Source organism: Sphingomonas metalli, from assembly GCF_014641735.1.
GTDB classification, from domain to species: domain Bacteria; phylum Pseudomonadota; class Alphaproteobacteria; order Sphingomonadales; family Sphingomonadaceae; genus Sphingomonas; species Sphingomonas metalli.
On sequence record NZ_BMIH01000003.1, the window covers coordinates 645,325 to 670,074 of the forward strand.

Consider the following 24,750-nt stretch of genomic DNA (forward strand, 5'->3'; position numbering starts at 1 on the left):
CGCCATGCACCAGGCCGTCCTCGATCCGCTCACCGTGGCCGCTACGCCGATCGAGGTGGTGCGCCGTGCCGATGTCTCCCGCGACACGCCCTCGGGCGCGACCGACGGGCAGGTGGTCTATGCGATCGGCGACGTGCATGGCTGTTACGACCTGCTGATCGCCCTGCTGGGCGCGATCCGCGAGGACGCTGCGGCGCTTCCCGCCGGCGGGCCGCGGCCGCTCCTGCTGTTCGCCGGCGACTATGTCGATCGCGGGCCGCATTCGGACAAGGTGCTGTCGACGCTGGTGTGGCTGTCGCGCCGCTCGCCGCTCGAACTCGTCTTCCTCAAGGGCAATCACGAGGCGATGCTGCTCGACTTCATCGAGCGGCCGTTCCACGCCCGCGGCTGGCTGCGCGTCGGCGGCGCGGCGACGCTGGCGGCCTATGGGGTCGCGCTGCCCGAGGGGGAGCAGGCGGTCGCCGACCGGTGCGAGGCGATCCGCGACGAGCTGATGGACCGGCTGCCCGCCTCCCATCTCGACCTGCTGCGCGCCATGCCGACCAAAGTGATGCGCGGCGACTATCTGTTCGTCCATGCCGGGGTGCGGCCGGGCCTGCCGCTCTCGCGCCAGGACGAGCGCGATTATCTGTGGATCCGCGACGATTTCCTCGAAAACGGCCAGCTTCTGGAAAAGGTGGTGGTTCATGGCCACAGCTGGACCTCCGCCTCGCCCGTCCTGACGCCGTGGCGGATCGGAATCGACACTGGCGCGTATCGTACCGGGGCCCTCACCGCCGTGCGGCTGGGGACTCCGAGTATTGAATTCATTCAGGTAAGACAGGTACAGCCGCAGGCATGAACAGGCTGAGAACGTGTGTGGCGATGCTGTCCATCGCGACGATGATCGTGGCCGCGATCTTCCTGATGGTGCCGGAGGTGCATCTGTCGGTCATCGTGGCCATGGGCATCGGCGGTGCGGCGCTGGCGATCGTCGCCCCCTTCGAGGCGATGGACCGGCCGGCGCGACGCCGCGTACTCTATGCCTGCCTGGCGCATGTTCTGGCGATGATCGCGACGCTGGGTCTGCTGGTGGTGACCGAAGCGAGCATCAGGCCGCTTTCGGTCGTGGCACTGCTTCTCACGGTTGGCGCGGTCCTCTCCGGCTGGGCCTTCAAGAGCCGCAACCGCCGTCGCCGGGTGGGCTGGAACGACTATTACGATTGAGAGGGCGTGGCGGCTGACCGCGCCCGTCGTCGATCGCCGAAGCTCGGTCCCGATGGGTCCAATCGTCGCCCGAGCATAGGCGGTTACCTTGAGCGTCTATAGCGTCGCGCTATCACCACAAAATCCGAGCCTTAACGGGACCTTGGGAAAGCCTTTCTTCCGTCATCCCCGCGAAGGCGGGGATCCAGACGCGCGGGAGAGTGCCGGATTACTCGCAAACATCAGAGATTATGGATCCCCGCCTTCGCGGGGATGACGGCATCAATGCAAAGGCCTCGCCTACGCAGGAAGGGAGACTTTCTCCGTCTGCACGAGTAGCGTCCAGGTGGCGGTCGCCACCCGCACACCTTCCATGCAACGATCCCCTAACGGCCAGCGGGCCCGGGATGGATGCGGCATGAAACGGCGATCTCCGTGTCCGAACTCAGCCCATAGCCCGCCCGACCAGCACCGTCCCCCAATAGACCGCCGCGCCGATCGCGCCTGCGGCGGGCAGGGTCACGAACCAGGCGATGACGATGTTCGAGGCGACGTTCCAGCGCACCGCCGAGAGCCGCCGCGCCGCGCCGACGCCGACGATCGAGCCGGTGATCGTATGGGTCGTCGAGATCGGGATCCCGCCGATATTGGCGATGGCGAGCGTGATCGCCCCGCCCGTCTCCGCGCAGAAGCCCTGGGCCGGGGTCAGCCGGGTGATCTTCGATCCCATGGTGTGGACGATCCGCCAGCCGCCCGACATGGTGCCGAGCGCGATCGCGGCATAGCAGGATAGAACGACCCAGAGCGGGACGTAGAAGGTGTCGCCGAGCAGGCCCTGGCTGTACAGCAGCACCGCGATGATCCCCATCGTCTTCTGCGCGTCGTTGCCGCCATGGCCGAGGCTGTAGAGCGCGGCGGAGACGAGCTGGAGCCGGCGATAGCGCTTGTCGACCGCCAGCGGGGTCAGCCGGATACTGGTCCAGGCGACGATCAGCACCAGCGCGAGCGCGAGGATCGAGCCGAGCGCGGGGGCGACGAAGATGCCCGCGACGGTCTTGAAGATCCCGCTCCAGACGATCCCCCCGAGCCCCGCCTTGCTGAGACCGGCGCCGAGCAGACCGCCGATCAGCGCATGGCTGGACGAGGACGGGATGCCGAGCAGCCAGGTCGCGATGTTCCACGACACCGCGCCGAACAGCGCCGCCCAGATCACCGTCGCATCGATGACGTTCGCGTCGACGATGCCCTTGCCGACCGTGTTGGCGACATGCTCGCCGAAGACGAACAGCGCGAGGAAGTTGAACGAGGCCGCCCAGAGGACGGCATATTGGGGCTTGAGCACGCGCGTCGACACGACGGTCGCGATGGAATTGGCCGCGTCGTGCATGCCGTTGAGGAAGTCGAACAGCAGCGCGAACGCCACCAGCGCGACGAGCAGGGTCATGGAGATCATCGCGGAACCTTCCGGGTCAGGCGTGATCGATGACGAGACCCTGGATCTCGTTGGCGACATCCTCGAACCGGTCGACCACGCGCTCCAGATGGCCGTAGATCTCGCGCCCGACGATGAAGCCCATCGGATCGTCGCGATGACTGGCGAACAGCGCGCGCAGGCCGCTTTCGTGGATGTCGTCCGCCTTGCCCTCGATCGCGATCATCCGCCCCGTCAGCTCGTTGAGGCGTTCCCCGTTGCGGTTGAGCGAGCGCAGCAGCGGGATCGCCTCCGCCGTGATCCGTGCCGCCTCGACGATGATGCCGGCCATGTCGCGCATCTGCGGCTCGAAGCGGGCGACGCCGTAGAGCGCGATCGACCCCGCCGTCTGGTTCATCTGGTCGATCGCGTCGTCCATCGCACCGATCAGTTCGATGATCGCGCTGCGGTCGAACGGGGTGACGAAGACGCGGCGTACCTCGTGCAGCACGTCGCGGGTGATATCATCCGCCTCATGCTCCAGCGCGACGATCTGGTCGATCGCGGTCGCGGTATCGCTCCCGTCCCCTGCGTGAAGCAGTCGGGCGAGCGCATCGGCGCCGCGGGTCAGCGTGGCGGCATGCGCCTCGAACTGTTCGAAGAAGCGCCCCTGTTTGGGCAGCAGCGACTGGAACCAGCCCAGCATCGACCATCGACTCCCGGATCCGGCCGGAATGGCGGGATCGCTCTCACCGCCCGATGGCCCAGCCGGCGCGCGAAATCCAGCGATCAAAGCGGACAGATCGGGCTCGTCGACCGCGGCGGCGGCCTCCGCGACCGGAAACCAGCGGGTTACGCGTTCGTGTCGCTCGGGAAATTCGTCAGCCTGCTGGGTGACGGCGAGCGGGAACAGCGTGACCCGCGCCGCCCGCACACCACTTCGCCGCCGCTTGTCGTAGACATAGTCGCCGAGCGGGTGCGCGCAGGGAAAGCCGCGCACCCCCGCCTCTTCCCACGCCTCCAGCGCCGCCGATTCGTGCGGCGACAGGCCCAGCTCGGCATTGCCCTTGGGCACGACCCAGCGACGCGTGTCGCGCGAGGTCACCAGCATGACCTCCGCCGCGCCGTCCTCGTCGATTCGATAGGGAAGAGCGCCAACTTGCCGGATCATCGTTTACGAGGATGGGGCCGGTGGCCTGTGATAGCAATAATTCCGATTAGCGCAGACGATATGTCCGCAAATCAGGCAGCCGGGCGGCGCAGACGGCGGAACAGCCCCCGGCGCGACAGCGGCTCGAACATCTCGTCCGGCCCCTCGGGATCGAGCACCTCGTTGTCGGCGAGCCACTCCTCGACGCTGCTGAGATCGGGCACCTCATAGGGGCGCAGCGTCTTGCCGCCGCCGCGCAGGCTCTCGATCGCGCCGATCAGCGACCCGGTCCGGCCGATCGCCTCGGCGACGACCGCGCGCTCGACGCCGAGATGCTCCGCGATCAGGCCGTCGCGAATGGCGGTGACGCACGCGGCCCGGGCCTGGTCTTCGGCCTCGATCACCAGGTCGCACTCGGAATCGAGCCGCATGGAGCGGTTGTTGACGTTGCTCGAGCCCAGCCGCAGCACCCGGCCGTCGGCGATCAGGATCTTGGCGTGGCAGTAGATCGGCACGCCGCCCGCGGTGAAGGGGTGGTAGAGCCGCAGCCGCCCGTGCCGGTCGCGCCGTCGCAGGGCAGTGACGAGCCGCGCCCTGGCCGTGTCCATCGCCAGGGGTTCGAGCCACCCCTGCGCGGCGACGGGATTGATGACCACGACCTCCGGGCCATCGGGCTCGTCCAGCCGCCGCGCGATCGCCTCGGCGATGCGTCGGGAGGCGAAATACTGGCTCTCGATATAGAGGCTGTGGCGCGCCCCCGCGATCTGGCGGAGGAACAAGGCCTCGCTCTCGTGCACGCCGGACTGGTCGGGCATGTCGGGCAGGGTGCGGGCGATGCCGACGTCGATATCGGTGAAGTCGACCGCCAGACCGTCTGGCCAGCAGGTGCCGAGCGGTTCGGGCGGCGGCAGATGCCGGTGGCTGCCGCCGGCGGCGCGCCATCGCTCGCGGAAGAGCTCGGCGAGTGCGACCGCGATCGGGCCGGAGACCGCACTGATCGCGTCGTGCCACGGCTTGTAGTGCTGGCCGAGCGGACGGCGACGGAGCGGCTGGTCGTCGAGATGCTCGCGCGTGTCCCACCGGTCGCCGGTCATGTCGATGCCGCCGCAAAAGGCGAGGCAGTCGTCGATGATCACGATCTTCTGGTGGTGCGACGCGCCGGTCGGATGATGCCCGTCGAGCAGCGTGTGGATGCGCGGGTGCGCCATCCATTTGAGGACGGTGAAGATCGTCGTTCCGCGACCGAGCGTCTTGAGCGCGCCGAGGTCCCAGCGGAGCAGGAACACTTCCAGCTCCGGATTGCGGCGCACGAGATCGTAGATGAAGCGGCCGACGGGCTCGCGCGGGGCGACGCGATGATCCAGGATGATCCGCGCGTCGAAATCCCAGCCGATCAGCAGGATGCGCTTCCTTGCCTGAAGCATCGCCTGCCGCGCGGTGCGGAAATAATCGTCGGCGTCGACGATCACGGTCATCCGGTCGGCCCGCTCGACCCGCCACAGCGCCTCGCCCGGCTCCATCCCTGTCTCCCTGCCCCTTGCTGCGACGTCGCGCATGCCCTGATGCTGCAAACGGCGCAAATCCATATTATCTCCACCAACATGGCCGACGCGCCCGTCCGCAAGATCATCCATGTCGACATGGACGCCTTCTTCGCCTCGGTGGAGCAGCGCGACGACCCGACGCTGCGCGGGCGGCCGGTGGCGGTCGGCGGCAGCCGGGCGCGCGGCGTGGTGGCGGCGGCAAGCTACGAAGCGCGGGTATTCGGCGTGCGCTCGGCCATGCCCTCATCGACCGCGGTACGGCGCTGCCCCGACCTCGTCTTCGTGAAGCCCCGGTTCGAGGTCTACCGCTCGGTCTCGCACCAGATCCGCGAAATCTTCCGCGACTATACCGACCTCGTCGAGCCGCTGTCGCTCGACGAGGCCTATCTCGACGTGTCGGAGGATCGCCACGCCCTCGGCTCGGCCAGGGCGATCGCCGAGGCGATCCGCACCCGGATCCGCGAGACGACGGGGCTGACCGCCTCCGCCGGGGTCAGCTACAACAAGTTCATCGCCAAGCTCGCCTCAGACCAGAACAAGCCCGACGGGCTGTGCGTGATCCCGCCCGCCAAGGGACCGGACTTCGTCGCCAGCCTGCCCGTCGCGCGCTTCCACGGGGTCGGCCCGGTCACCGCGCGACGCATGGAGGCGTTGGGCATCCTGACCGGCGCCGACCTGCGCGACCGTCCCCTGCCCTGGCTGCAGGCGCATTTCGGCAGCTTCGCGCACTATCTTCACGGCGCCGCGCGGGGGCAGGACCACCGGCCGGTGCGCTCCCACCGGATCGCGAAGTCGATCGGGGCGGAGCGCACCTTCGAGCGCGACCTGACCGAGCCGGCGGCGCTCGACGAGAAGCTCGTCCTGGTGGCGGACGCGGCGTGGGACCGGGTGGAGCGTGCGGGAATCGGGGGCCGGACGGTGACGCTGAAGCTGCGGCGGCACGATTTCTCCACGATCACGCGCGCGCGGTCCTTCGCCCAGCCGCTGACGAGCAAGGCCGCGTTTCTGGAGACCGGCCGGGCTCTGCTGGCGGCGGAACTGCCGGTGCCGGGCGGGATACGACTGCTGGGGCTGACGCTGTCGGCGCTGGGCGAGGCGGCGGAGGTGGAGGAGGTGCAGCCGGGCTTGCCCTTTTGACAGACTTTCTGCGGCTTACCTTGTGCTCCTTCCGTCCACCCTGAGCTTCTACAAGCTCGGCACGAACGGGGTCAGGATCAGAAGGGGCCGCCCTACCCCCGGAACACCCGCCCCATTTCCGCCTGCACCGCCTGCGCGCCGAGGACGATCGCGCCGAGCGGGCCGGCATTGCCGCCCAGGGCGGGCGGGACGACGAAGGTGTCGGCGTCCGCCACCTCCGCCAGCGCGACATAGCCGGCGAGGCTGCGGGTCATCGCCGCGCGGACGCGGGGAAAGAGGTGGTCGGTCCCGACCATCACGCCGCCGCCCATCACGATCCGCCGCGGCACGCCGGTCAGGACCAGCGTGTGGAGCAGCTGCCCGAGCGCATCGGCGACGAGGTCCCAGGCGCGGTGGTCGGCGGGCAGGTCCGGGCCGGGGATGCCCGTGCGCGCCTTGATCGCGGGGCCCGCCGCCAGCCCTTCGCAGCAGGCACCGTGATAAGGGCAGTTGCCGATCCAGTCGTCGCCGGCGACGCGGACCGGCCGGATATGGCCGAATTCCGAATGGGTCAGCCCGCCGACCGGCCGCCCGCCCGCGATCAGACCGACGCCGATGCCGGTGCCGACCGTCGCATAGGCGATATCGGCCAGCCCCGCCGCCGCGCCCCAGCGCGCCTCCGCCAGTGCCGCGCCGACGACATCGGTATGGAAGCCGGTGGGCACCCGGGCATGGCGGCGGAGACGCTGGGCGACGTCCTGCCCCGCCCAGCCGGGCTTGGGCGTCGAGGTAATGTGGCCGTAATCGGCGGCGTGCGGGTCGATCGACACGGGACCGAAGCTGGCGATGCCGAGCCCGACAAAGCCGGACCAGCGGTCGAGCACCGCCTCGATCCCCGCGAGCGTCTCCTCCGGACGCGTGGTCGGCAGCTGTACCCGGTCCTCGATCGAATCGGGACCGCGCGCGAGAATGCAGATGCACTTGGTGCCGCCCAGCTCGATTCCCGCGATCAGCGGCGCCTCGTCGCTCATGCCCCGGATCCCTTCTTGGCGCGCATCATGTCGCGGAACCGCGCCGCCCAGCCGGGGCGCTGTTCCTGCCGGCCGCGCGCGAGCGCCAGCGCGTCTGCAGGAACGTCGGCGGTGATCACCGATCCCGCACCGACGATCGCGCCGTCGCCGATCGTCACCGGCGCGACGAGCGCGCTGTTGGACCCGACGAAGGCACCGGCGCCGATGCGGGTACGGGACTTACGGAAGCCGTCGTAATTGCAGGTGATCGTGCCCGCGCCGATATTCGCGCCCGCGCCGATCTCCGCATCGCCCAGATAGGCCAGGTGGTTCGCCTTCGCGCCCGCCCCGAGCACCGCCTTCTTCATCTCGACGAAATTGCCGATCTTCGCTCCCGCCTCCATCACCGCACCGGGGCGAAGGCGCGCATAGGGCCCGATCTCCGCACCGCTCGCGACCTGCGCGCCCTCGATATGGCAGAAGGCGTGGATGGTGACGCCATCGGCGACCGTCACGCCGGGGCCGAACACGACGTTCTGGCCGATGCTCACGTCCCACCCGATCACGGTGTCGTGCGCGAACCACACCGTGTCCGGCGCGAGCAGCGTCACGCCGGCGGCCATCGCCTCGTCGCGGCGCCGGGCCTGCCAGCCGGCCTCGACCGCAGCGAGTTCGGCGCGGCTGTTGACGCCGGCGACCTCGTCTTCGCCCGTCTCGACGCACACGGCGCGGCCGCCCTCGGCGAGCGCGAGCATGACGATGTCGGGAAGATAATATTCACCCGCGGCATTGGCATTGCCGACGCGATGGAGCAGGCGCCACAGATCGCGGGAGTGCACAGCCGTAACGCCGGAGTTACAGAGCGTTACAGCCCGTTCCTCGGTAGTCGCATCCTTGTATTCCACCATCTTCTCGATGGTGCCGTCGGCATCGGCGAGGATCCGGCCATAGGCGGCGGGATCGCGCGGGCGGAAGCCGAGCACCGCGACGGCGGGCGCGTCCGGCGCGGCGAGCCGTGCGGTCAGCCGTGCGACCGTCTCCGCCGCCAACAGGGGCGTATCGCCGAAGCAGACCAGCACGATGCCGTCGAACGCGGCCAGCGCCGGCTCCGCCTGCAGCGCGGCATGAGCGGTGCCGAGCTGCTCCTGCTGCCAGGCGATCGCGACACCCTGCCCCGCGACGGCGGCCTCGACCTGTTCGCCGGATGCGCCGACGACGACGACCCTTTGCGTCACGTTCGCGCGGCCCAGACTGTCGAGCAGATGGAGCAGCATGGGGCGCCCGGCGATCGGGTGCAGCACCTTGTGAAGATCGGACTTCATCCGCGTGCCCTTGCCAGCGGCGAGGATGACGGCGGCGATCGGGGCGGCGGAAACGGTGTCGGCAGCGCTCATGGCCGGGCGGGTTGGCACGAATGGCTTGCCAACGCCATAGGGGTGCTGGCACCCCGCGCATCCATGACCGATTTTCCCTTCGACCTGGTCGGATTCGACATGGACGGCACGCTGCTGGACACCAGCGCCGACCTCGCCGCGGCGGTGAACCATGCGCTGTCCCAGGCCGGCCGGCCGGCGCTGGACGTGGCGGAGGTGCGGCCGATGATCGGCGGCGGCGCGCGCCACATGCTGGCGCAGGGTCTGGACCGGACCGGCGGCTGCGACCCGGCCATGCTCGACAGGCTGCATCGCGTGCTGCTCGACTATTACGAAGCGCATATGGTGGTCCACACCGCGCCCTATCCGCAGGCGGTGGAGGCGCTCGACAGCCTCGCGGCGCGCGGCGTGAGGCTGGCGGTGGTGACCAACAAGCTCGAGGCCTATGCGACCCGCGTCCTCGCCGCGCTTGGCCTCACCGACCGGTTCGTGACGGTGATCGGGGGCGATACGCTGGGACCGGGCAACGGCAAGCCCTCCCCCCGCCCGATCCAAGAGATGATCGCACGCGCCGGAGCGCACCGCGCAGCCTTTGTCGGCGATTCGATCTACGATGTCCGCGCGGCGCAGGCGGCGGGGGTGCCGGTGGTGGGATGCAGCTTCGGCTTTCTCGATCGACCGGTGGCGGATTTGGGAGCGGACGCGGTGATCGACGGGTTCGCCGAACTGGTCCCGACGCTGGAGCGGCTGGGCGCGGCGCGATGAACAGCCCGCTGCCCGCGCTCGGCCTGGCGCTCGTCACGGCGGTGTCGGTGCTGCTGCTGGGCGGCAACTGGGAGGGCGGCGCACTCGCTCTGGTCGGCTCGGTCGCGGTGGCGCTGCTCGCCCGCCGCCGCGAGCCGCGCGTCGCCGCGCCGCCGCCGCCGCCCCCCGCCGACCCGTCGCTGGGGGCGGTGCTCGACGCGGTGGCGGATCCGGTGGTGCTGGTCGAGAACGGCCGGGTCGTCATCGCCAACGCCGCCGCGCGCGCGGTGCTCGGCGCGCATGTAGTGGGCGAGGACGTGCGGGTCGCGGTGCGCCATCCCGCCGCGGCGCAGGCGCTCGCCGCGGCGGACGGCAATCCCGTCGAGCTCTACGGCATCGGCAGTCCCGATCGGCGCTGGGAGATGCGCGTCGCCCCGGTTGCTCCGGGCATCGTGGTGATGAACCTCGTCGATCGCACCCAGCACGCCGCGGCCGAGCGGATGCGGGTCGATTTCGTCGCCAATGCCAGCCACGAGCTGCGCACCCCCCTCGCCTCGATCATGGGCTATATCGAGACGCTGGGCGAGGAGGCTGGCGAGGAGCCGGTGCTGCGCCAGCGCTTCCTGAAGATCATGATGGACGAGGCCCGGCGGATGCAGCGGCTGGTCGAGGACCTGCTGTCGCTGTCGCGGATCGAGGCGGACAAATATCGCGTGCCCGATCGCACGCTGGACCTCGGCGAACTGCTCGACGACGTCTGCGCCGAGCTGCGCGACGGCGGCAATCCGCGTGCGGCGGATCTGGTGGCGGAGATGCACGACGGATTGCCGCCGATCGTCGGGGATCGCGCTCAGATCTCTCAGCTGATCCACAATCTGATCGGCAACGCACTGAAATATGGCCGCCCGGGCACGCCGGTGACGGTCACGCTGCGGCGGGCCGCGAACAACATCGCCTTCTCCGTCGCCGACGAGGGCGAGGGCATCGCGCCCGAGCATCTGCCGCGACTGACCGAGCGCTTCTATCGTGTCGATGCCGGGCGCAGCCGGGCTCTGGGCGGCACGGGCCTTGGCCTCGCGATCGTCAAGCACATCGCCGAACGGCATCGCGGAAGGCTCGACATCGCCAGCAAGGTGGGGGTCGGGACGACGGTGACGGTCACCCTGCCCCCGGCAAATCCTGCTTCGCCAACGCCCTGAAGCGGTGTCATAAAGGCGTAACCGGACGGTCACATAGGGCGGCCGACCGGAGGGCGGGCTGCCCTTCGCGACGGGGATTCCGATGCGCCGCCACCCTCTCACCGCCCGGCTGATGCTGGTGCCGATCGCCGCCTGCGCGCTGGTCGGCTGCCGCGATCAGGCCAATGGCGGCGGGGCGGGCGCGCGCGACCAGATCAGCGTCGTCGGGTCGTCGACCGTCTACCCCTTCACCACGATGATCGCCGAACAGCTCGTCGCCTCCGATCCCGACGTCAAGGCGCCCGTGATCGAATCGACCGGGACGGGCGCGGGCATGAAGCTGTTCTGCGCCGGCATCGGCGCGGCGCATCCCGATATCGAGGATGCCTCGCGCCGGATGAAGGCGAGCGAGTATCGCGACTGCGTCGCCCATGGCGTACGCGACATCATCGAGGTGCAGGTCGGAATCGACGGCATCGCCTTCGCCGAGGCGAAGAATGGGCCGAAGATGGACCTGACGCCGGCGCAGCTCTATCGCGCGCTGGCGGCGGCGCCGGGCGGCAAGCCGAACACCGCGCGAACCTGGCGCGACGTCGACGCCGCGCTGCCGCCGATCCCGATCCAGGTCTATGGGCCGCCCGCGACCAGCGGGACGCGCGACGCGATGGCCGAACTGATCCTGACCCGCGGCTGCGAGGATCTCGATCCTGCCGCCAGGGCGCTGGCGCACACCGATCCCGAGGCGCACAAGGCCCTGTGCACCCGCGTGCGCGAGGACGGCGCCTATATCGATGCCGGCGAGAACGACAATCTGATCGTCCAGAAGCTGCAGTCGAACCCCAATGCGATCGGCGTCTTCGGCTATTCCTATCTGGAGGAGAATGCCGCGACGGTGAACGGCGTGCGGATCGCGGGCGTGGCCCCGACCTACCAGACGATCGCGGACGGCCGCTATCCGGGCAGCCGGCCCCTCTACCTCTACGTCAAGAAGGCCCATCTCTCGGCGATCCCGCATCTGGCCGACTTCCTGAAGCTCTACGCGGCGAGCTGGGGTCCGGACGGTCCGCTCGTGCGCCGCGGACTGATCGCGGCTCCCGATGCGATCCGGGCGCGCTCAGCCGCGATCGTCGCCGGCCAGACGCCGCTCGACCCGGCGGTGCTGCCATGAGCGCGCTGGCACTGGCCCTGATCGTCGCGGGCCTCGCGCTGATCGGCTGGCTGGTCGCGCGAGCGCGTGCGGCCGCGTTCCGTAACGGCAGCCAGCGGTTCAGCTCGCTGCCGGGCCATCATGGCTGGTACGTCGCACTGTGGGTGATCGTACCGCCGCTCGCCTTCCTCGCCATCTGGTCCGCCGTCTCGCCCGCGCTGGTGACCGAGGCGGTGGTCGCGCAACCGGCCGCCGCCGCATTGCCGCCGCCCGGCTTCGACCGCGCCTCGATCCTGTCGGAGGCGCGGGCGCTCGCCGAAGGCCGGGCCTATGGCGCGTTCAACGACCTGTCGGCGCGGCTCGCACCCTTCTACGCCGTGGCGCAGGCGCGCTACGACTGGATCGCGACGGCGGCCGCGCTGCTCCTCGCCTTTGCCGGCGGTGGGTTCGCCTTCACCCATGTGCGCCCGGACTTCCGCGCCCGCACCAGGGTGGAGCGGATCGTGATGGGGCTGCTCCTCGCCGCCTCGCTGATCGCGATCCTGACGACGATCGGCATCGTCGCCTCGCTGCTCTACGAGGCGGCGCGCTTCTTCCGGATGGTGCCGATCGGCGATTTCCTGTTCGGCACCCACTGGTCGCCGCAGGTGCTCGACGCGCGCGATCCGGGCGCGAATCTGGGCGCGGTGCCGCTGTTCTGGGGCACCTTCTTCATCGGCGCGGTGATCGCGATGGCGGTGGCCATCCCCTTCGGGCTGATGAGCGCGGTGTATCTGACGCAATATGCCGCCCCGTCGGTGCGGCGCTGGATGAAGCCGATCCTGGAGGTGCTCGCCGGCGTGCCGACCGTGGTCTATGGCTATTTCGCCGCGCTGACCGTGGCGCCGGCTGTACGCGACGTCGCGGTCTCGCTCGGCGTGACCTGGGCATCGTCCGAAAGCGCGCTGGCGGCGGGGCTGGTGATGGGGGTGATGATCATCCCCTTCGTCTCCTCGATGGCCGACGACAGCCTCAATGCCGTGCCGAGCGCGATGCGCGACGGCAGCCTCGCCATGGGTGCGACGAGTTCGGAGACGATCCGCAAGGTGATGATCCCCGCGGCGCTGCCGGGCGTGGTCGGCGGGGTGCTGCTCGCGATCAGCCGCGCGATCGGCGAGACGATGATCGTGGTGATGGCCGCGAGCGGGGTCGCGACCCTGACCGCCAATCCCTTCGCCAGCGCGACGACCGTGACCCGCCAGATCGTCGACCTGCTGACCGGCGAGGCGGAGTTCGACAGTCCCAAGACGCTGGCCGCCTTCGCCCTCGGCCTGACGCTGTTCATCGTCACCCTGCTCCTCAACATCGTCGCGCTGACCGTGGTGAAGCGCTACCGGGAGGCCTATGAATAGCTCGCTCGTCGCCGGCGCGCCGACGCTGGCCGCCACGCCGGGCGAGTCCCCGGCGCGCGTACCGACCGACTGGACGACCGCGTCGATGCAGCGCCGCATCCGCCGCCGCTATGCCGCCGAGTGCCGCTTCCGGCTGATGGGTCTCGGCGCGGTGGTGCTGTCGGCGGGGTTCCTTGCCTTTCTGATCGCGACCATGCTGGTGCAGGGTCTGGCCGGCTTCACCGAGACGCGGGTTCGGGTGCCGATCGACCTCGCAGCGGCGAAGCTGCCCGTCACCGCGCGCCAGCTCGATGGCCGTGGCGCCGATCTGGCGCTGGCGGGTGCTGGGCTGGAGGGAGCGGTCGGCGCCGCGGCGGCACGGGCCTGGGGCGATCCCGCGCTCCTCTCGGGCGGCGCTTGGCTGCGCGTGCGCGACGCGATCAAGGCGGACCCCTCGCTGCTGCGGCGCAGTGCCAGCTTCGACCTGCCCGCGGCGAGCGCGATCGACATGGCGGTGAAGGGCGAAGGCGCGCCGGACGCCGAGCGGACCGTGCGCCGTCTGGCTAGCGCGGGCGCCCTGTCGCGCGGGCTGAACCGAGACTTCCTCGTCGGCGCCGACGCGACCGACCCGACGCGGGTCGGCATCTGGGGCGCGCTGAAAGGCTCGTTGCTGACGATGTTCGTCACGCTCGCCCTCGCCTTTCCGATCGGCGTGCTGTCGGCCCTGTATCTCGAGGAATATGCTCCCAAGAACCGGTGGACCGACCTGATCGAGGTGTCGATCAACAATCTGGCGGCGGTGCCCTCGATCATCTTCGGCCTGCTGGGTCTGGCGGTGTTTCTCGGCACGTTCGGCCTGCCCCGCTCCGCGCCGATCGTCGGCGGGCTGACGCTGGCGCTGATGACCATGCCGGTGATCGTCATCGCCGGGCGCAACGCGATCAAGGCGGTGCCGCCCTCGATCCGCGACGCGGCGCTCGGCGTCGGCGCGTCGCCGGTGCAGGTCGTCTTCCACCATGTGCTGCCGCTCGCCCTGCCCGGCATCCTGACCGGCACGATCATCGGCATGGCCCGCGCCCTGGGCGAGACCGCGCCGCTCCTGATGATCGGCATGCGTGCCTTCATCGCCGCGCCGCCGACCGGGGTAACGAGCCCGGCGACGGCGCTGCCGGTCCAGATCTTCCTCTGGTCCGATCAGGTCGATCGCGGCTTCGTCGAGAAGACCTCGACCGCGATCATCGTGCTCCTGGTCTTCCTGCTCGCGATGAACGGGCTCGCCATCTACCTCCGCAACCGCTTCGAGACCCGCTGGTAATGACCGACAGCCCCAAGATGACGGCCCGGCACGTCAATGTGCATTACGGCCCGAAACAGGCGATCGCCGACGTCTCGATCGATATCGAGCAGGATCGCGTCGTCGCCTTTATCGGTCCGTCGGGCTGCGGGAAGAGCACCTTCCTGCGCACGCTCAACCGGATGAACGACACGGTGCCGAGCGCGCGGGTCGAGGGAGACATCCGCCTCGACGGGCAGGATATCTATGCGCCCGAGATGGACGTGGTGCAGCTCCGCGCGCGGGTGGGCATGGTGTTCCAGAAGCCCAACCCCTTCCCCAAGTCGATCTACGAGAATGTCGCCTATGGCCCGCGCATCCACGGCCTGGCCGCGAGCAAAGCGGATCTGGACGCCGTGGTCGAGCGCTCGCTGACCCGGGCCGGCCTGTGGAACGAGGTGAAGGACCGGCTGTCGGACAGCGGCACTGCGCTGTCGGGCGGCCAGCAGCAGCGGCTGTGCATCGCGCGCGCGATCGCGGTCGATCCCGAGGTCATCCTGATGGACGAGCCGTGCAGCGCGCTCGACCCGATCGCCACCGCCAAGATCGAGGAACTGATCCACGAATTGCGCGGCCGCTACGCCATCGCGATCGTCACCCACAACATGCAGCAGGCGGCGCGCGTCAGCCAGCGGACGGCCTTCTTCCACCTGGGAACGCTGGTCGAGTACGGCGCGACGTCGGACATCTTCACCAATCCGCGTCAGGAACGGACGAAGGATTACATCACCGGCCGCTACGGCTGAGTGGGGGACGTATGAACGAGCATACCGTCAAGGCCTTCGACAGCGACATCGGTCAGCTGCGCGGCCTGATCAGCGAGATGGGCGGCCTGGCCGAGGACGCCATCGCCAAGGCGATGCAGGCGCTGACCCGCAGCGACCTCGCGCTCGCCGCCGCAGTGCGCGAGAACGACCGGCGGATCGACGAACTGGAAGCCGAGGTGGAACGGCAGGCGGTGCGGATCATCGCCCTGCGCGCGCCCCTGGCGGTCGACCTGCGCGAGGTGGTGGCGGCGATGAAGATCGCCAGCGTGGTCGAGCGGATCGCCGACTATGCCAAGAACATCGCCAAGCGCGTGCCGCTGATCGAGAGCGAGCATCGGATCGAGCCGGTGTCGATCCTGCCCGCCATGGGCCGCATGGCGGCCGAGATGGTGCGCAGCGCGCTCGATGCCTTCGCCGCACGCGATGCCGCGGAGGCGGCGCGGGTGTGGGACAGCGACGCCCCGCTCGACGATTTCTACGACTCGATCTTCCGCACCCTCGTCACCTTCATGGTCGAGAATCCGACGACGATCAGCCAGGTCGCGCACCTGCTGTTCATCGCCAAGAATCTGGAGCGGATCGGGGACCATGCGACCAATGTCGCCGAAATGGTCTATTTCGCCGCCACCGGCGAGCATCTGGCCGACCGCGAACGCGGCGGCCTGGAAAGGGAGTAAGCCCATGGCCCGTGTCACCATGCTGCTGGTCGAGGACGATGCGGCGCTCGCCGAGCTGCTGACCTTCCACTTCCGGCGCGAGGATTTCGAGGTGGTCCACACGCCCGACGGCGAGGAGGCGCTGCTGCTCGCCCGCGAGCGCGCGCCGGACATCGTGCTGCTCGACTGGATGGTGGAGGGGGTGATCTCGGGTCTCGAGGTCTGCCGCCGGCTGCGTCGGGCGCCCGAGACGCAGAACGTGCCGATCATCATGCTGACCGCCCGCGGCGAGGAAGAGGACCGGGTACGCGGGCTGGAGACGGGTGCGGACGATTACGTCACCAAGCCCTTCTCCCCGCGTGAGCTGGTGGCGCGGGTCGGCGCGGTGCTACGCCGCGTCCGCCCGGCCCTTGCCGGCGAGGCGCTGACCTATGCCGATATCGAGATGGACACGGTCGGCCACAAGGTGAAGCGCGGCGGCGAGACGGTGGCGCTGGGGCCGACCGAGTTCCGCCTGTTGAAGCACTTCCTCGAACATCCCGGCCATGTCTTCTCACGCGAGCGGCTGCTCGACAGCGTGTGGGGCCATGACAGCGACATCGAGAGCCGGACGGTGGACGTGCATATCCGGCGGCTGCGCAAGGCGATCAATGTCGGCGGCCGGTCGGATATCATCCGCACCGTTCGCTCGGCCGGATACGCGCTCGACGCGGAGGGCTGAGCGCAGGGGGATCGTTGCGCGAAGGACACATACGCGCGCTGGGGCGTTGGCCCGCCGCTGGATGAACGATCCCGCACCGATATTCCGAGGAGAAACCTCCATGAAGTTCGTGCTTCTTGCCGCCACCGCGCTGATCGCAGCGCCGGTCGTCGCCCAGGATATGACGACGCAGGGCACCCCGAACTCGACGACCACGCCCGATACCGCCACGGCGCAGCCGCCGGCCGGCGATCCCGCGATGCCCTCGTCGACCACGGACACCACCACCGCGCCCACGACCGACACCGCCCCGGCGACCGATTCGGGCATGACCACCCAGGCGCCCGCCGGCGGCGCGACGGGCGCGGCGCCCGGCGGCATGACGACGGGCGACCCGGTCGGCGGCTATCAGCCGACCACGCCGACCACGGCCCCGGCCGCCGGCGCCCCGGTGACGGTCGCGCCGTCGCAGAGCCCGTCGCAGGCCTTCCCGCCGCCGGCGCCGCTGCAGAACTACCCGATCTGCAAGAAGGGCCAGTATGACAAGTGTCGCCAGCGCGGCGGCAAGTAACCGGCTGATGCCCGCCGCGTGATGCGGCGGCGCGGCTGAAGAAGAGGGCGCTCCGGAGAGCCAGGGCGCCCTTTTTATATGGGTGGTAAGCGTGGCCGGCGGTCGCAGGATGGGGTTTACCAGCTGAAACAGCCTCTACCCCCTTCGTTCGCGCTGAGCCTGTCGAGGCGCTGTTCTTACCCGTCGCGCCTTGGCGAGGAGAGCCGGCGGCATCAGCCGACTTGCGCAGCGGCCGTCAGAGAGCGAAAGATCCAGGCCTCCGCGGAACCTTCGCAAAAGGCGCGGCGGCTGCATCCTACAATCGTCATCCCGGACGTGTTCCGGGATCCACCGTTCCGCGAAATTTCTGGCTTGTACGCTCGCGGCGCAGTGGATGCCGGAACAAGTCCGGCATGACGCGCTCGCTTTCGCAGGTGTCTTGCCATCACGGCGATGACGTTGGGCCCAATTTTGGCTGGCTCCCGATTCGGAGCAACGCTTCGACAGGCCCAGCGCCAACGGGCGTGTGGCGGCATCGGGATCATCGGGTTCGCGCGGTTGATCGAGCCATACCTACCGCCGGCCAACCGACCCGCCGTCCAATCGACCAACCACGTCCGCCGACGCGGGCGCAGCCTTAGCAATCAGCGCCCGGCGCCCGGGGGCATGCCGCCTGCGCCGCCGGCGCCGCCCATCATCATCTGCTGCTGCATCTGCATCTGGCGGACCTGCTCCTCGGGCAGAAAGTCGACGAGCTCGATATCGAAGACGAGCGTCGAATTCGCCGGGATCGGACCCTTGGCCTCGGCGCCATAGCCGAGCGAAGGCTTGAGCCAGACGCGGTACTTGGCGCCCTTCGGCATCAGCTTCAGCGCCTCGGAGAAGCCCGGCACGACACCCGCGACGGGCATGGGCGTCGGCTGCTGCGACTTGTCGAACACCTTGCCGTCGAGCAGCTTGCCCTCATAGTTGATGAGCGCGATGTCGGCATCGGTCGGCTTGGCCGCGCCCGGCTTGCCCGGCTCGAGCACCTTGTACTGGAGGCCGGAGGCGGTGACCTGCACGCCCCGGGCCCGGGCGTTGCGGGTGAGAACGTCGTCGCCCTGCCGGGCCAGCGCCACCGCGGCGATCACCGCCAGCGCGAGCCCGATCCAGAGATAGACCAGATAGCTGCGCTTGACCGGCTGGAGCGGAACGGCGGTGACGGTCGACATGGGGAACACATCCGTGCTGGAGATGCCGGCCCGGTCGCCGCCACCGGAAGTAGATCAAGGAGACCGGCCGCCGATCGGGCCGATCCGTCCGGCAGGCGAAGCGATCGCCCGCCGGACCGGGCGCTTACCGCGCGCCGTCGCGCTCGGCGCGCTTGCGCTCCAGCTTGCGGGCGCGGCGCACGGCAGCGGCACGCTCGCGCGCACGCTTCTCCGACGGCTTCTCGTAGTGACGGCGCAGCTTCATCTCGCGATACACGCCCTCACGCTGCAGCTTCTTCTTGAGCGCGCGAAGGGCCTGGTCGACGTTGTTGTCGCGAACGATGATCTGCATAAAACCCGGTAAGCTCCGAACAAAAGACGATAGCGGCGCGGAACGAACCGCACCGTGGATGGGTCCGCCTACCAGCCGGGCGCGGCAAAGGCAAGTCTTTGCGGGCCGGCGCGCCGCGGAGAGCTGTGGCCGGATCGCCACAGCGGCGTGGCATTCGGCGTCATGTTGCAGCTCTGCAATGCGGGCGATACGCAGGGACATCAGTCCGGCGCCATGCCACAGCCCCGCGAGACCATGGACCTGGAGACCCGCCTGCTCATCGTCGACGACGATCCGGACATCCGCGAGCTGTCCGCCGCCTTCCTGTCGCACCACGGCTATATCGTCGACGTGGCGGAAGACGGCGCGGCGATGCGCGCCGCGCTGGCGCGGCACAGCTATGCGCTGGTGGTTCTGGACGTGATGATGCCCGGCGAAGACGGACTGTCGATCCTGCGCTCGCTCGAACCCGCGACCGCGCCGGCAGTGATCATCCTCTCGGTCATCGGCGAGGAAGTCGACCGGATCGTCGGGCTCGAAATGGGCGCGGACGACTATATCGCCAAGCCGGCCAACCCGCGCGAGCTGCTCGCGCGCATTCGCTCGGTCCTGCGCCGTCACGAGGAGCGGCCGGCGCGACGTACCGGCGCCGTCGTGCCGCTCCGCCCGCAACAGCATTTCGCCGGCTGGCGGCTCGACCCGCAGGCGCGGTTGCTCACCGATCCCGACGATGTCGTCATCAACCTGTCGGATGGCGAGTTCCGGCTGCTGATGACTTTGGTCGACCATCCCCGGCGCGTGCTGACCCGCGACTTCCTGCTCGATCATTCGCGCGGCGTGCAGGCCGAACATTTCGACCGGGCGATCGACGTGCAGGTCAGCCGGCTGCGACGCAAGCTGGCCCGACCCGACGGGCGGGGCGGCGACGAGCTGATCCGGACGGTGCGCAACGAGGGCTATATGTTCGCGGCCGATGTCGAGACGCGCTGACGTGCGCTCGATCGCCTGGCCGATCTTCGCGCTGGTGCTCGCGTCGGTCGTGGTCGCGGTCACCGCAATCTTCCTCGTCACCTTCAGCGGCCCCCCGCCCCGCCGCGCCGGTATCGATACGCGATTGATCGTGGCCGCGCTGCGCGGTGGCGAAGGCGCGGGGCGACTGCGCGCCGAGCAACGCACTGCGCCGCCCAATCCGGGCCGCCCCTTCCACCCCGATGCCGAGGCACAGGCCCGGATCGCGGGAGTGCTCGACGTCCGGGCGTCCGACGTGCGGGCCTATTCGATGCGTCCGCCGCGCGGCCCCGGCGAGGAGTTCGGGCGCGACTTCGTGCTGGCGGTGCGCCGCGACGGGGGCTGGCGGGTCGTCGAGACGGAGCGTCCGCTGCTCGCGCCATGGCATGTCCAGACCCTGATGGTGATGTTGATCGTGGTCGCGGTCTTCGGCGGACTGGGCTGGGTGGTCGCGCAACTGATCTCCCGCCCGGTGCGCGCGGTGGCGCGCGCCGCGCAGGATGCGCGCGCGGGCGCCTCGCTGCCGCCGCTGCCCGTCGGGGGCCCGCGCGAGGTCCGCGACCTGTCGCGCGCGGTCGGGGCGATGCACGCCCGCCTCGCCGCGCATGCGGAAGGGCGCACGACCATGCTGGCGGCGATCGCGCACGACATGGGCACCCCGCTGGCGCGGCTGGCCTTTCGCGTCCAGCAGCTGCCCGATGCGGCGCGCGAGCGGGCCGAGGCCGACATCGCCGAGATGCGCGCGATGATCGCCGACGCACTGTCCTTCGCGCGCGACGAGCGGGTCGAGGCGGAGGCGCGGATCGATCTGGGCAGCCTGCTCGACAGCCTTGTGCAGGACCGACGCGAGGGGGGCGCGGCGGTGACGCTGCAGCCGGGCCCGCGTGCGGTGGTGCGCGGCGACAGCGGCGCGTTGCGCCGGCTGTTCGACAATCTGATCGGCAATGCCGTCCGCTATGGCGATCGTGCCGAGCTGGGCTGGCGGACAACGGGGGACCGGGTCGAGATCTGGGTCGACGATCACGGGCCCGGCATCGACCCGGCGACGGTCGAGCGACTGTTCGAGCCATTCGTCCGCGGCGACCCATCCCGCAACCGGGCGACCGGCGGCGCCGGCCTGGGTCTCGCCATCGTGCGTTCGATCGTGGCGCGGCACGGCGGCGATGCCGTGCTCGAGAACGGGACGACCGGCGCGCGCGCGCGGGTGACGCTGCCGCTGGCGACGCGCTGATCGCGATTGCGAAGATGACGCCGAGTTTATACAGGCCCGCGATCACCAGCTTGCCGGATGCCGTCGTTGGAAACTCGCCACCTCATCGCCTACGGCCTGATCGCCCTGCTCGTTTTGGGCGGCATGGGGTTCGCGCTGGTCTATGGCCGGAAGCGGGCGGCGCGGCGGCGGCGGCTGCGCGGGATCAAGGACTATAATGGCGGCGCAACGCGCTGACATGAGGCGAAACATCGCCGAAGCATGACGACATAAGCCGGCAAAGCGCCGACCCCAGAGACCTTCCTGCAACGACAGGGAGGCCAAAGTTGACCCACCGACACGACGCCGATCACGGCCACGGCCTGGCCGAGGACTGGCCGCGGATCGAGGCGCTGCTCGCCCGGCGGCGGGCGCTGAAATGGTTCGCTGGTGCCGGCACCGCCGCATTGGTCGCGGGCTGCGGCGGCAGCGACGGCGATGCCTCGACGGTCAGCGTGACGACCGGCACCGCCACGCCGACGCCCACCGCCTCGGCCAGTGCGACGCCGACCCCAACAGCGACGGCGACCGCCACCAGCGGCTGCATCGTCGATCCCAGCGAGACCGCCGGCCCCTATCCGGGCGACGGGACGAACACGGCGAGCGGATCGACCTCCAACGTCCTCACCGCCTCCGGCATCGTACGCTCCGACATCCGCCCCAGCTTCATCGCCAGCACGACGGTGGCGACCGGCGTAGCGATGACGCTCACCCTGACGCTGGTCGATGTGAACGCAGCCTGCGCGCCGCTCGCCAATTTTGCCGTCTATCTGTGGCATTGCGACCGGCAGGGGCATTACTCGCTCTACACCGCCGCGGCGGAGAGCTATCTGCGCGGCGTGCAGGTGACCGACGCCTATGGCCAGGTGACCTTCACCACCATCTTTCCCGGCTGCTACGACGGCCGCTGGCCGCACATGCATTTCGAGATCTTCTCCAGCCTGACCAATGCGACCAGCGGGCGCTATGCCGTGCTGACCTCGCAATTCGCGATGCCCGCTTCGGTATGCGGCATCGTCTATGCCGACAGCGCCACCTATCCGAGCAGCGCGTCCAACTTCGCCGCGATCTCGCTGCCGCGCGACAATGTGTTCGGCGACAATAGCGCGGCGCAGCTGGCGCAGCAGACGCCCGCCTTCACCGCGAATGCGAGCGGCGGCTATGCGGCGACCGCGTTGATCGGCATCGCGCGCTAGACGGTATCACGAGATGCGCGGCGGCTCCCCCTGTGCCGTCCGCGCAGCCCCGGCCGGCGTCGCCCCCGGCCGGGGCCCCTTGGCGAAGCGGCGCGGGCGCGGGTAAGGCGCGTGCCATGCAGCCGCTCACCCTCTTCAACAGCCTGACGCGCCAGACCGAGACGTTCGCGCCGATCGATCCTGCGAACCTGCGGGTCTATTCCTGCGGGCCGACCGTCTACAATTATGCGCATATCGGCAACCTTCGCGCCTATGTCTTCACCGACACGCTGTCGCGGGTGCTGAGGTGGAAGGCGGCGGCGATGGGTTGGGGCGCGCTGACCCATATCATCAACATCACCGATGTCGGCCACCTGACCTCTGACGCCGATGCCGGCGACGACAAGATGGAGGCTGCGGCGAAGCGCGCGGGTCAGGATATCTGGGCGATCGCGCGGCATTATACCGAGGCGTTCAAGCAGAATCTGAGCGATCTCAACATCCGCGAGCCCGCGCGCTTCCCGCTCGCCACCGATCATGTCGCCGAGATGATCGCATGGGGACAGGCGATCGAGGCGAAGCATTGCTACCGCCTGCCCGATGGCCTGTATTTCGACGTCTCGACCGTGCCTGATTACGGCCGCCTCGCCCGCCATGGCGCCGAAGAGGGCGAGGGCCGGATCGAGGAGGTGGCGGGCAAGCGCCATGCCGCCGACTTCGCGATCTGGCGCACCTCCGCCCCCGGCGAGAACCGGCAGATGGAGTGGGACTCGCCTTGGGGCCGCGGCGCGCCGGGCTGGCATCTGGAATGCTCGGTGATGAGCCGCGCCTATCTGGGCGACCGGTTCGACATCCATACCGGCGGGATCGACCATCGCGAGATCCACCATCCCAACGAGATCGCGCAGAACCAGGCGATGAGCGGCACCGCCGATACGGGCGCGAACTACTGGCTGCACAACAACTTCCTGGTCGAACGTGACGCCAAGATGTCGAAGTCGTCGGGCCAATTCACGCGGCTGCAGACGCTGGTCGACCGGGGCTATCATCCCCTCTCCTACCGGCTGATGTGCCTGCAGGCGCACTACCGGTCGGAGATGGAATTCTCCTGGGAAGGACTGGCCGCGGCGCAGACGCGGCTGAAGCGGCTGGTGCAGGCGGTCGAGGCTCTACGCGCCCGCCCCGCCTCCCCCTCCAACGCGGCGGCCGCGCCCTATCTGGAGCGGCTGGATCAGGCGGTGTCGGACGATCTCAACACCCCGCGCGCGCTGCCGGTGCTCGACGAACTGCTCGCCGACAAGCGCGTGTCGCCGGCCGACCGGCTGGCGGCGCTGGAGAAGTTCGATGCGATGCTGGGGCTGAAGCTGACGGCGCTGACCCGCGCCGAACTGCGCGTCCGACCCGCCGATGCGACGCTGGACGAGGCGGCGATCGCCGCGCGGCTCGCGGAACGGCGGGAGGCGCGGGTTGGGAAGGACTTCGCCCGCTCGGACGCGATCCGCGATGCACTGGCGGCGGCGGGCGTCGAGGTGATGGACGGCGACCCGCTCGGCTGGGATTGGCGGATCAGCTGAGCGGCTGATCGCGGGTTGCGAGCAGCGCCGGTCGCCACAGGCCGGTCGCAGGCGCGGTCTTCAGCGCCGCCTCGATCGCATCCGCCCGCGCGCCGGAGGCTGGGTGGGTGCGGCTGCGGAACAGGCCGCCATCGACCTCGCCGCCATGCTCCCGCCAGAAGCGCGGCGCGGCGGCGGCGTCCCAGCCGGCATTGCGGAGCAGCGCCGCGCCGAGCAGGTCCGCCTCGCTTTCGGTCCGGCGGAACAACCGGCCGTTGCGACCGAACTCGGAAAAGAGGCCCCATTTGACGCCCGCCGCCTCCAGCCGGGCACGGTGGCGCAGGACGATATGCGCCAGCTCATGCGCCACGACCGCCGCGGCCTCCGCCTCGCCATAGCGTTCGAGGAAGGGCTGACCGATCCGCACGACCGATCCGTCCGAGTCCGCGATCAGCGCGCGGCCGGGCACGACTTCGAACGATGCGCGGCAGCCGGGCGAGGCGGCGATCGTCGCGTCGAAGCGGCGCGCGTCGCGCAGCAGCGTGACGGTCAGCGGCCGGTCAGCAGGCTCCGCCATCACCAGCGCGAGCGCGGCGTCGCGGGTGCGGGCGGAGGGTGGCCCTTTGGAGGGTGCGGGCACGGCGTGACCGGACACCGCGACCAGACCGTCGTCCGCGCGCACCCCTGCCGCGGCGGCCGGCGCGCCCGGCACGGTCAGCGCGATGGCGACCGGCGCGGCGAAGCCCTTCACCGTCGTACCCGCCGGCAGGGGCTGGGGAAGATACTGGTCGACCGCGTGGATCAGCCACCCCGGCGCAGGAGCGAGGCGGTCGCACAGGGTCGCATTGGCCGTCACCAGGCGCCAACCGATCCGCGCCAGCGCCGCGTCCGCCCGCGCCACCGCCGCATCGTCGTCGTTTGCAGGCGGAGCCGCACCGCCGAGAAGGAGAAGCGCGGCGGCAAGGGCGAGCAGACGGGACACCATGCCCCTCCCCTAGCCCCCTACC

At 69.8% G+C, this 24,750-nt stretch carries 25 protein-coding genes; 17 read left to right on the top strand and 8 right to left on the bottom strand.

Going from position 1 to position 24,750, the window contains the following annotated elements:
- The first annotated feature begins 4 nt into the window (after nucleotides 1-4).
- A complete protein-coding gene (locus IEX18_RS13465; RefSeq protein ID WP_188659251.1) occupies nucleotides 5-841 on the top strand; it encodes a metallophosphoesterase family protein in 837 nt (278 codons plus the stop codon).
- Nucleotides 838-1,206 carry a hypothetical protein gene (locus IEX18_RS13470; RefSeq protein WP_188659252.1) on the top strand — a complete coding sequence of 123 codons (369 nt, stop codon included), beginning with the start codon at nucleotides 838-840 and terminating at the stop codon, nucleotides 1,204-1,206. Before IEX18_RS13465 ends, IEX18_RS13470 begins: the two co-directional genes overlap by 4 nt.
- Before the next feature lie 424 nt (nucleotides 1,207-1,630).
- Here the strand turns inward: IEX18_RS13470 and IEX18_RS13475 are convergent, their stop codons facing one another.
- From IEX18_RS13475 to IEX18_RS13485, 3 genes are all read right to left on the bottom strand, one after another.
- Entirely contained in the window at nucleotides 1,631-2,638 is a 1,008-nt protein-coding gene (locus IEX18_RS13475) for an inorganic phosphate transporter (RefSeq protein ID WP_188659253.1), read from the bottom strand.
- Between the two features lie 16 nt (nucleotides 2,639-2,654).
- Nucleotides 2,655-3,764, bottom strand: coding sequence for a DUF47 family protein (locus tag IEX18_RS13480; RefSeq protein WP_188659453.1), 1,110 nt, complete (start codon nucleotides 3,762-3,764; stop codon nucleotides 2,655-2,657).
- A 74-nt stretch (nucleotides 3,765-3,838) separates the two neighbouring features.
- Nucleotides 3,839-5,266 carry a phospholipase D-like domain-containing protein gene (locus IEX18_RS13485; RefSeq protein WP_229664562.1) on the bottom strand — a complete coding sequence of 476 codons (1,428 nt, stop codon included), beginning with the start codon at nucleotides 5,264-5,266 and terminating at the stop codon, nucleotides 3,839-3,841.
- An 81-nt stretch (nucleotides 5,267-5,347) separates the two neighbouring features.
- Here IEX18_RS13485 and dinB point away from each other — a divergent pair, with 81 nt between their 5' ends.
- Nucleotides 5,348-6,427, top strand: a complete 1,080-nt coding sequence (gene dinB, locus IEX18_RS13490; protein ID WP_188659254.1) for a DNA polymerase IV — start codon at nucleotides 5,348-5,350, stop codon at nucleotides 6,425-6,427.
- A 92-nt stretch (nucleotides 6,428-6,519) separates the two neighbouring features.
- Here the strand turns inward: dinB and IEX18_RS13495 are convergent, their stop codons facing one another.
- Both IEX18_RS13495 and glmU read right to left on the bottom strand, forming a co-directional pair.
- The gene (locus tag IEX18_RS13495) at nucleotides 6,520-7,437 is read right to left on the bottom strand and encodes an ROK family protein (protein ID WP_188659255.1); all 918 of its coding nucleotides are present in this window, start codon (nucleotides 7,435-7,437) and stop codon (nucleotides 6,520-6,522) included.
- Nucleotides 7,434-8,810 carry a bifunctional UDP-N-acetylglucosamine diphosphorylase/glucosamine-1-phosphate N-acetyltransferase GlmU gene (gene glmU / locus IEX18_RS13500; protein ID WP_188659256.1) on the bottom strand — a complete coding sequence of 459 codons (1,377 nt, stop codon included), beginning with the start codon at nucleotides 8,808-8,810 and terminating at the stop codon, nucleotides 7,434-7,436. Before glmU ends, IEX18_RS13495 begins: the two co-directional genes overlap by 4 nt.
- Nucleotides 8,811-8,873: 63 nt before the next feature.
- Between glmU and IEX18_RS13505 the strand changes: the two genes are divergently transcribed.
- The 9 genes from IEX18_RS13505 (at nucleotide 8,874) to IEX18_RS13545 (ending at nucleotide 17,255) form a co-directional block, all read left to right on the top strand.
- A complete protein-coding gene (locus IEX18_RS13505) occupies nucleotides 8,874-9,554 on the top strand; it encodes an HAD-IA family hydrolase (protein WP_188659257.1) in 681 nt (226 codons plus the stop codon).
- On the top strand, nucleotides 9,551-10,732 hold the full coding sequence (locus tag IEX18_RS13510; protein WP_188659258.1) for an ATP-binding protein: 1,182 nt from the start codon (nucleotides 9,551-9,553) through the stop codon (nucleotides 10,730-10,732). The genes IEX18_RS13505 and IEX18_RS13510 overlap by 4 nt, the downstream gene beginning before the upstream one ends.
- An 82-nt stretch (nucleotides 10,733-10,814) precedes the next feature.
- Nucleotides 10,815-11,879, top strand: coding sequence for a substrate-binding domain-containing protein (locus tag IEX18_RS13515; protein WP_188659259.1), 1,065 nt, complete (start codon nucleotides 10,815-10,817; stop codon nucleotides 11,877-11,879).
- The gene (pstC, locus tag IEX18_RS13520; RefSeq protein WP_188659260.1) at nucleotides 11,876-13,249 is read left to right on the top strand and encodes a phosphate ABC transporter permease subunit PstC; all 1,374 of its coding nucleotides are present in this window, start codon (nucleotides 11,876-11,878) and stop codon (nucleotides 13,247-13,249) included. The genes IEX18_RS13515 and pstC overlap by 4 nt, the downstream gene beginning before the upstream one ends.
- Complete coding sequence (gene pstA / locus IEX18_RS13525; protein ID WP_188659261.1) at nucleotides 13,242-14,543, top strand: phosphate ABC transporter permease PstA; 1,302 nt, start codon at nucleotides 13,242-13,244, stop codon at nucleotides 14,541-14,543. The genes pstC and pstA overlap by 8 nt, the downstream gene beginning before the upstream one ends.
- Nucleotides 14,543-15,307, top strand: a complete 765-nt coding sequence (pstB, locus tag IEX18_RS13530) for a phosphate ABC transporter ATP-binding protein PstB (protein ID WP_188659262.1) — start codon at nucleotides 14,543-14,545, stop codon at nucleotides 15,305-15,307. The genes pstA and pstB overlap by 1 nt, the downstream gene beginning before the upstream one ends.
- An 11-nt stretch (nucleotides 15,308-15,318) precedes the next feature.
- Nucleotides 15,319-16,005, top strand: coding sequence for a phosphate signaling complex protein PhoU (gene phoU, locus IEX18_RS13535; RefSeq protein WP_188659263.1), 687 nt, complete (start codon nucleotides 15,319-15,321; stop codon nucleotides 16,003-16,005).
- Between the two features lie 4 nt (nucleotides 16,006-16,009).
- Entirely contained in the window at nucleotides 16,010-16,705 is a 696-nt protein-coding gene (gene phoB / locus IEX18_RS13540; protein ID WP_188659264.1) for a phosphate regulon transcriptional regulator PhoB, read from the top strand.
- Nucleotides 16,706-16,805: 100 nt separating this feature from the next.
- Nucleotides 16,806-17,255, top strand: coding sequence for a hypothetical protein (locus IEX18_RS13545; RefSeq protein ID WP_188659265.1), 450 nt, complete (start codon nucleotides 16,806-16,808; stop codon nucleotides 17,253-17,255).
- 623 nt (nucleotides 17,256-17,878) lie between these two features.
- Here the strand turns inward: IEX18_RS13545 and IEX18_RS13550 are convergent.
- Nucleotides 17,879-18,448 carry an FKBP-type peptidyl-prolyl cis-trans isomerase gene (locus IEX18_RS13550; protein ID WP_188659266.1) on the bottom strand — a complete coding sequence of 190 codons (570 nt, stop codon included), beginning with the start codon at nucleotides 18,446-18,448 and terminating at the stop codon, nucleotides 17,879-17,881.
- 124 nt (nucleotides 18,449-18,572) lie between these two features.
- Nucleotides 18,573-18,779 (bottom strand): 30S ribosomal protein S21, encoded by a 207-nt coding sequence (gene rpsU, locus IEX18_RS13555; RefSeq protein WP_007404630.1) that lies wholly within the window; start codon nucleotides 18,777-18,779, stop codon nucleotides 18,573-18,575.
- A 213-nt stretch (nucleotides 18,780-18,992) separates the two neighbouring features.
- Here rpsU and IEX18_RS13560 point away from each other — a divergent pair, with 213 nt between their 5' ends.
- The 5 genes from IEX18_RS13560 (at nucleotide 18,993) to cysS (ending at nucleotide 23,764) form a co-directional block, all read left to right on the top strand.
- Nucleotides 18,993-19,748 (top strand): response regulator, encoded by a 756-nt coding sequence (locus tag IEX18_RS13560; RefSeq protein ID WP_229664563.1) that lies wholly within the window; start codon nucleotides 18,993-18,995, stop codon nucleotides 19,746-19,748.
- Nucleotides 19,732-20,997, top strand: a complete 1,266-nt coding sequence (locus IEX18_RS13565) for an ATP-binding protein (RefSeq protein WP_188659267.1) — start codon at nucleotides 19,732-19,734, stop codon at nucleotides 20,995-20,997. Before IEX18_RS13560 ends, IEX18_RS13565 begins: the two co-directional genes overlap by 17 nt.
- 66 nt (nucleotides 20,998-21,063) lie before the next feature.
- Nucleotides 21,064-21,213 (top strand): hypothetical protein, encoded by a 150-nt coding sequence (locus tag IEX18_RS13570; protein ID WP_188659268.1) that lies wholly within the window; start codon nucleotides 21,064-21,066, stop codon nucleotides 21,211-21,213.
- Between the two features lie 89 nt (nucleotides 21,214-21,302).
- The gene (locus IEX18_RS13575) at nucleotides 21,303-22,211 is read left to right on the top strand and encodes a dioxygenase family protein (protein ID WP_188659269.1); all 909 of its coding nucleotides are present in this window, start codon (nucleotides 21,303-21,305) and stop codon (nucleotides 22,209-22,211) included.
- Between the two features lie 116 nt (nucleotides 22,212-22,327).
- Nucleotides 22,328-23,764, top strand: coding sequence for a cysteine--tRNA ligase (gene cysS / locus IEX18_RS13580; RefSeq protein WP_188659270.1), 1,437 nt, complete (start codon nucleotides 22,328-22,330; stop codon nucleotides 23,762-23,764).
- Here the strand turns inward: cysS and IEX18_RS13585 are convergent.
- Nucleotides 23,757-24,728, bottom strand: coding sequence for a M48 family metalloprotease (locus IEX18_RS13585; protein ID WP_188659271.1), 972 nt, complete (start codon nucleotides 24,726-24,728; stop codon nucleotides 23,757-23,759). The two genes, cysS and IEX18_RS13585, sit on opposite strands and share 8 nt — an antisense overlap.
- Nucleotides 24,729-24,750 lie beyond the last annotated feature (22 nt).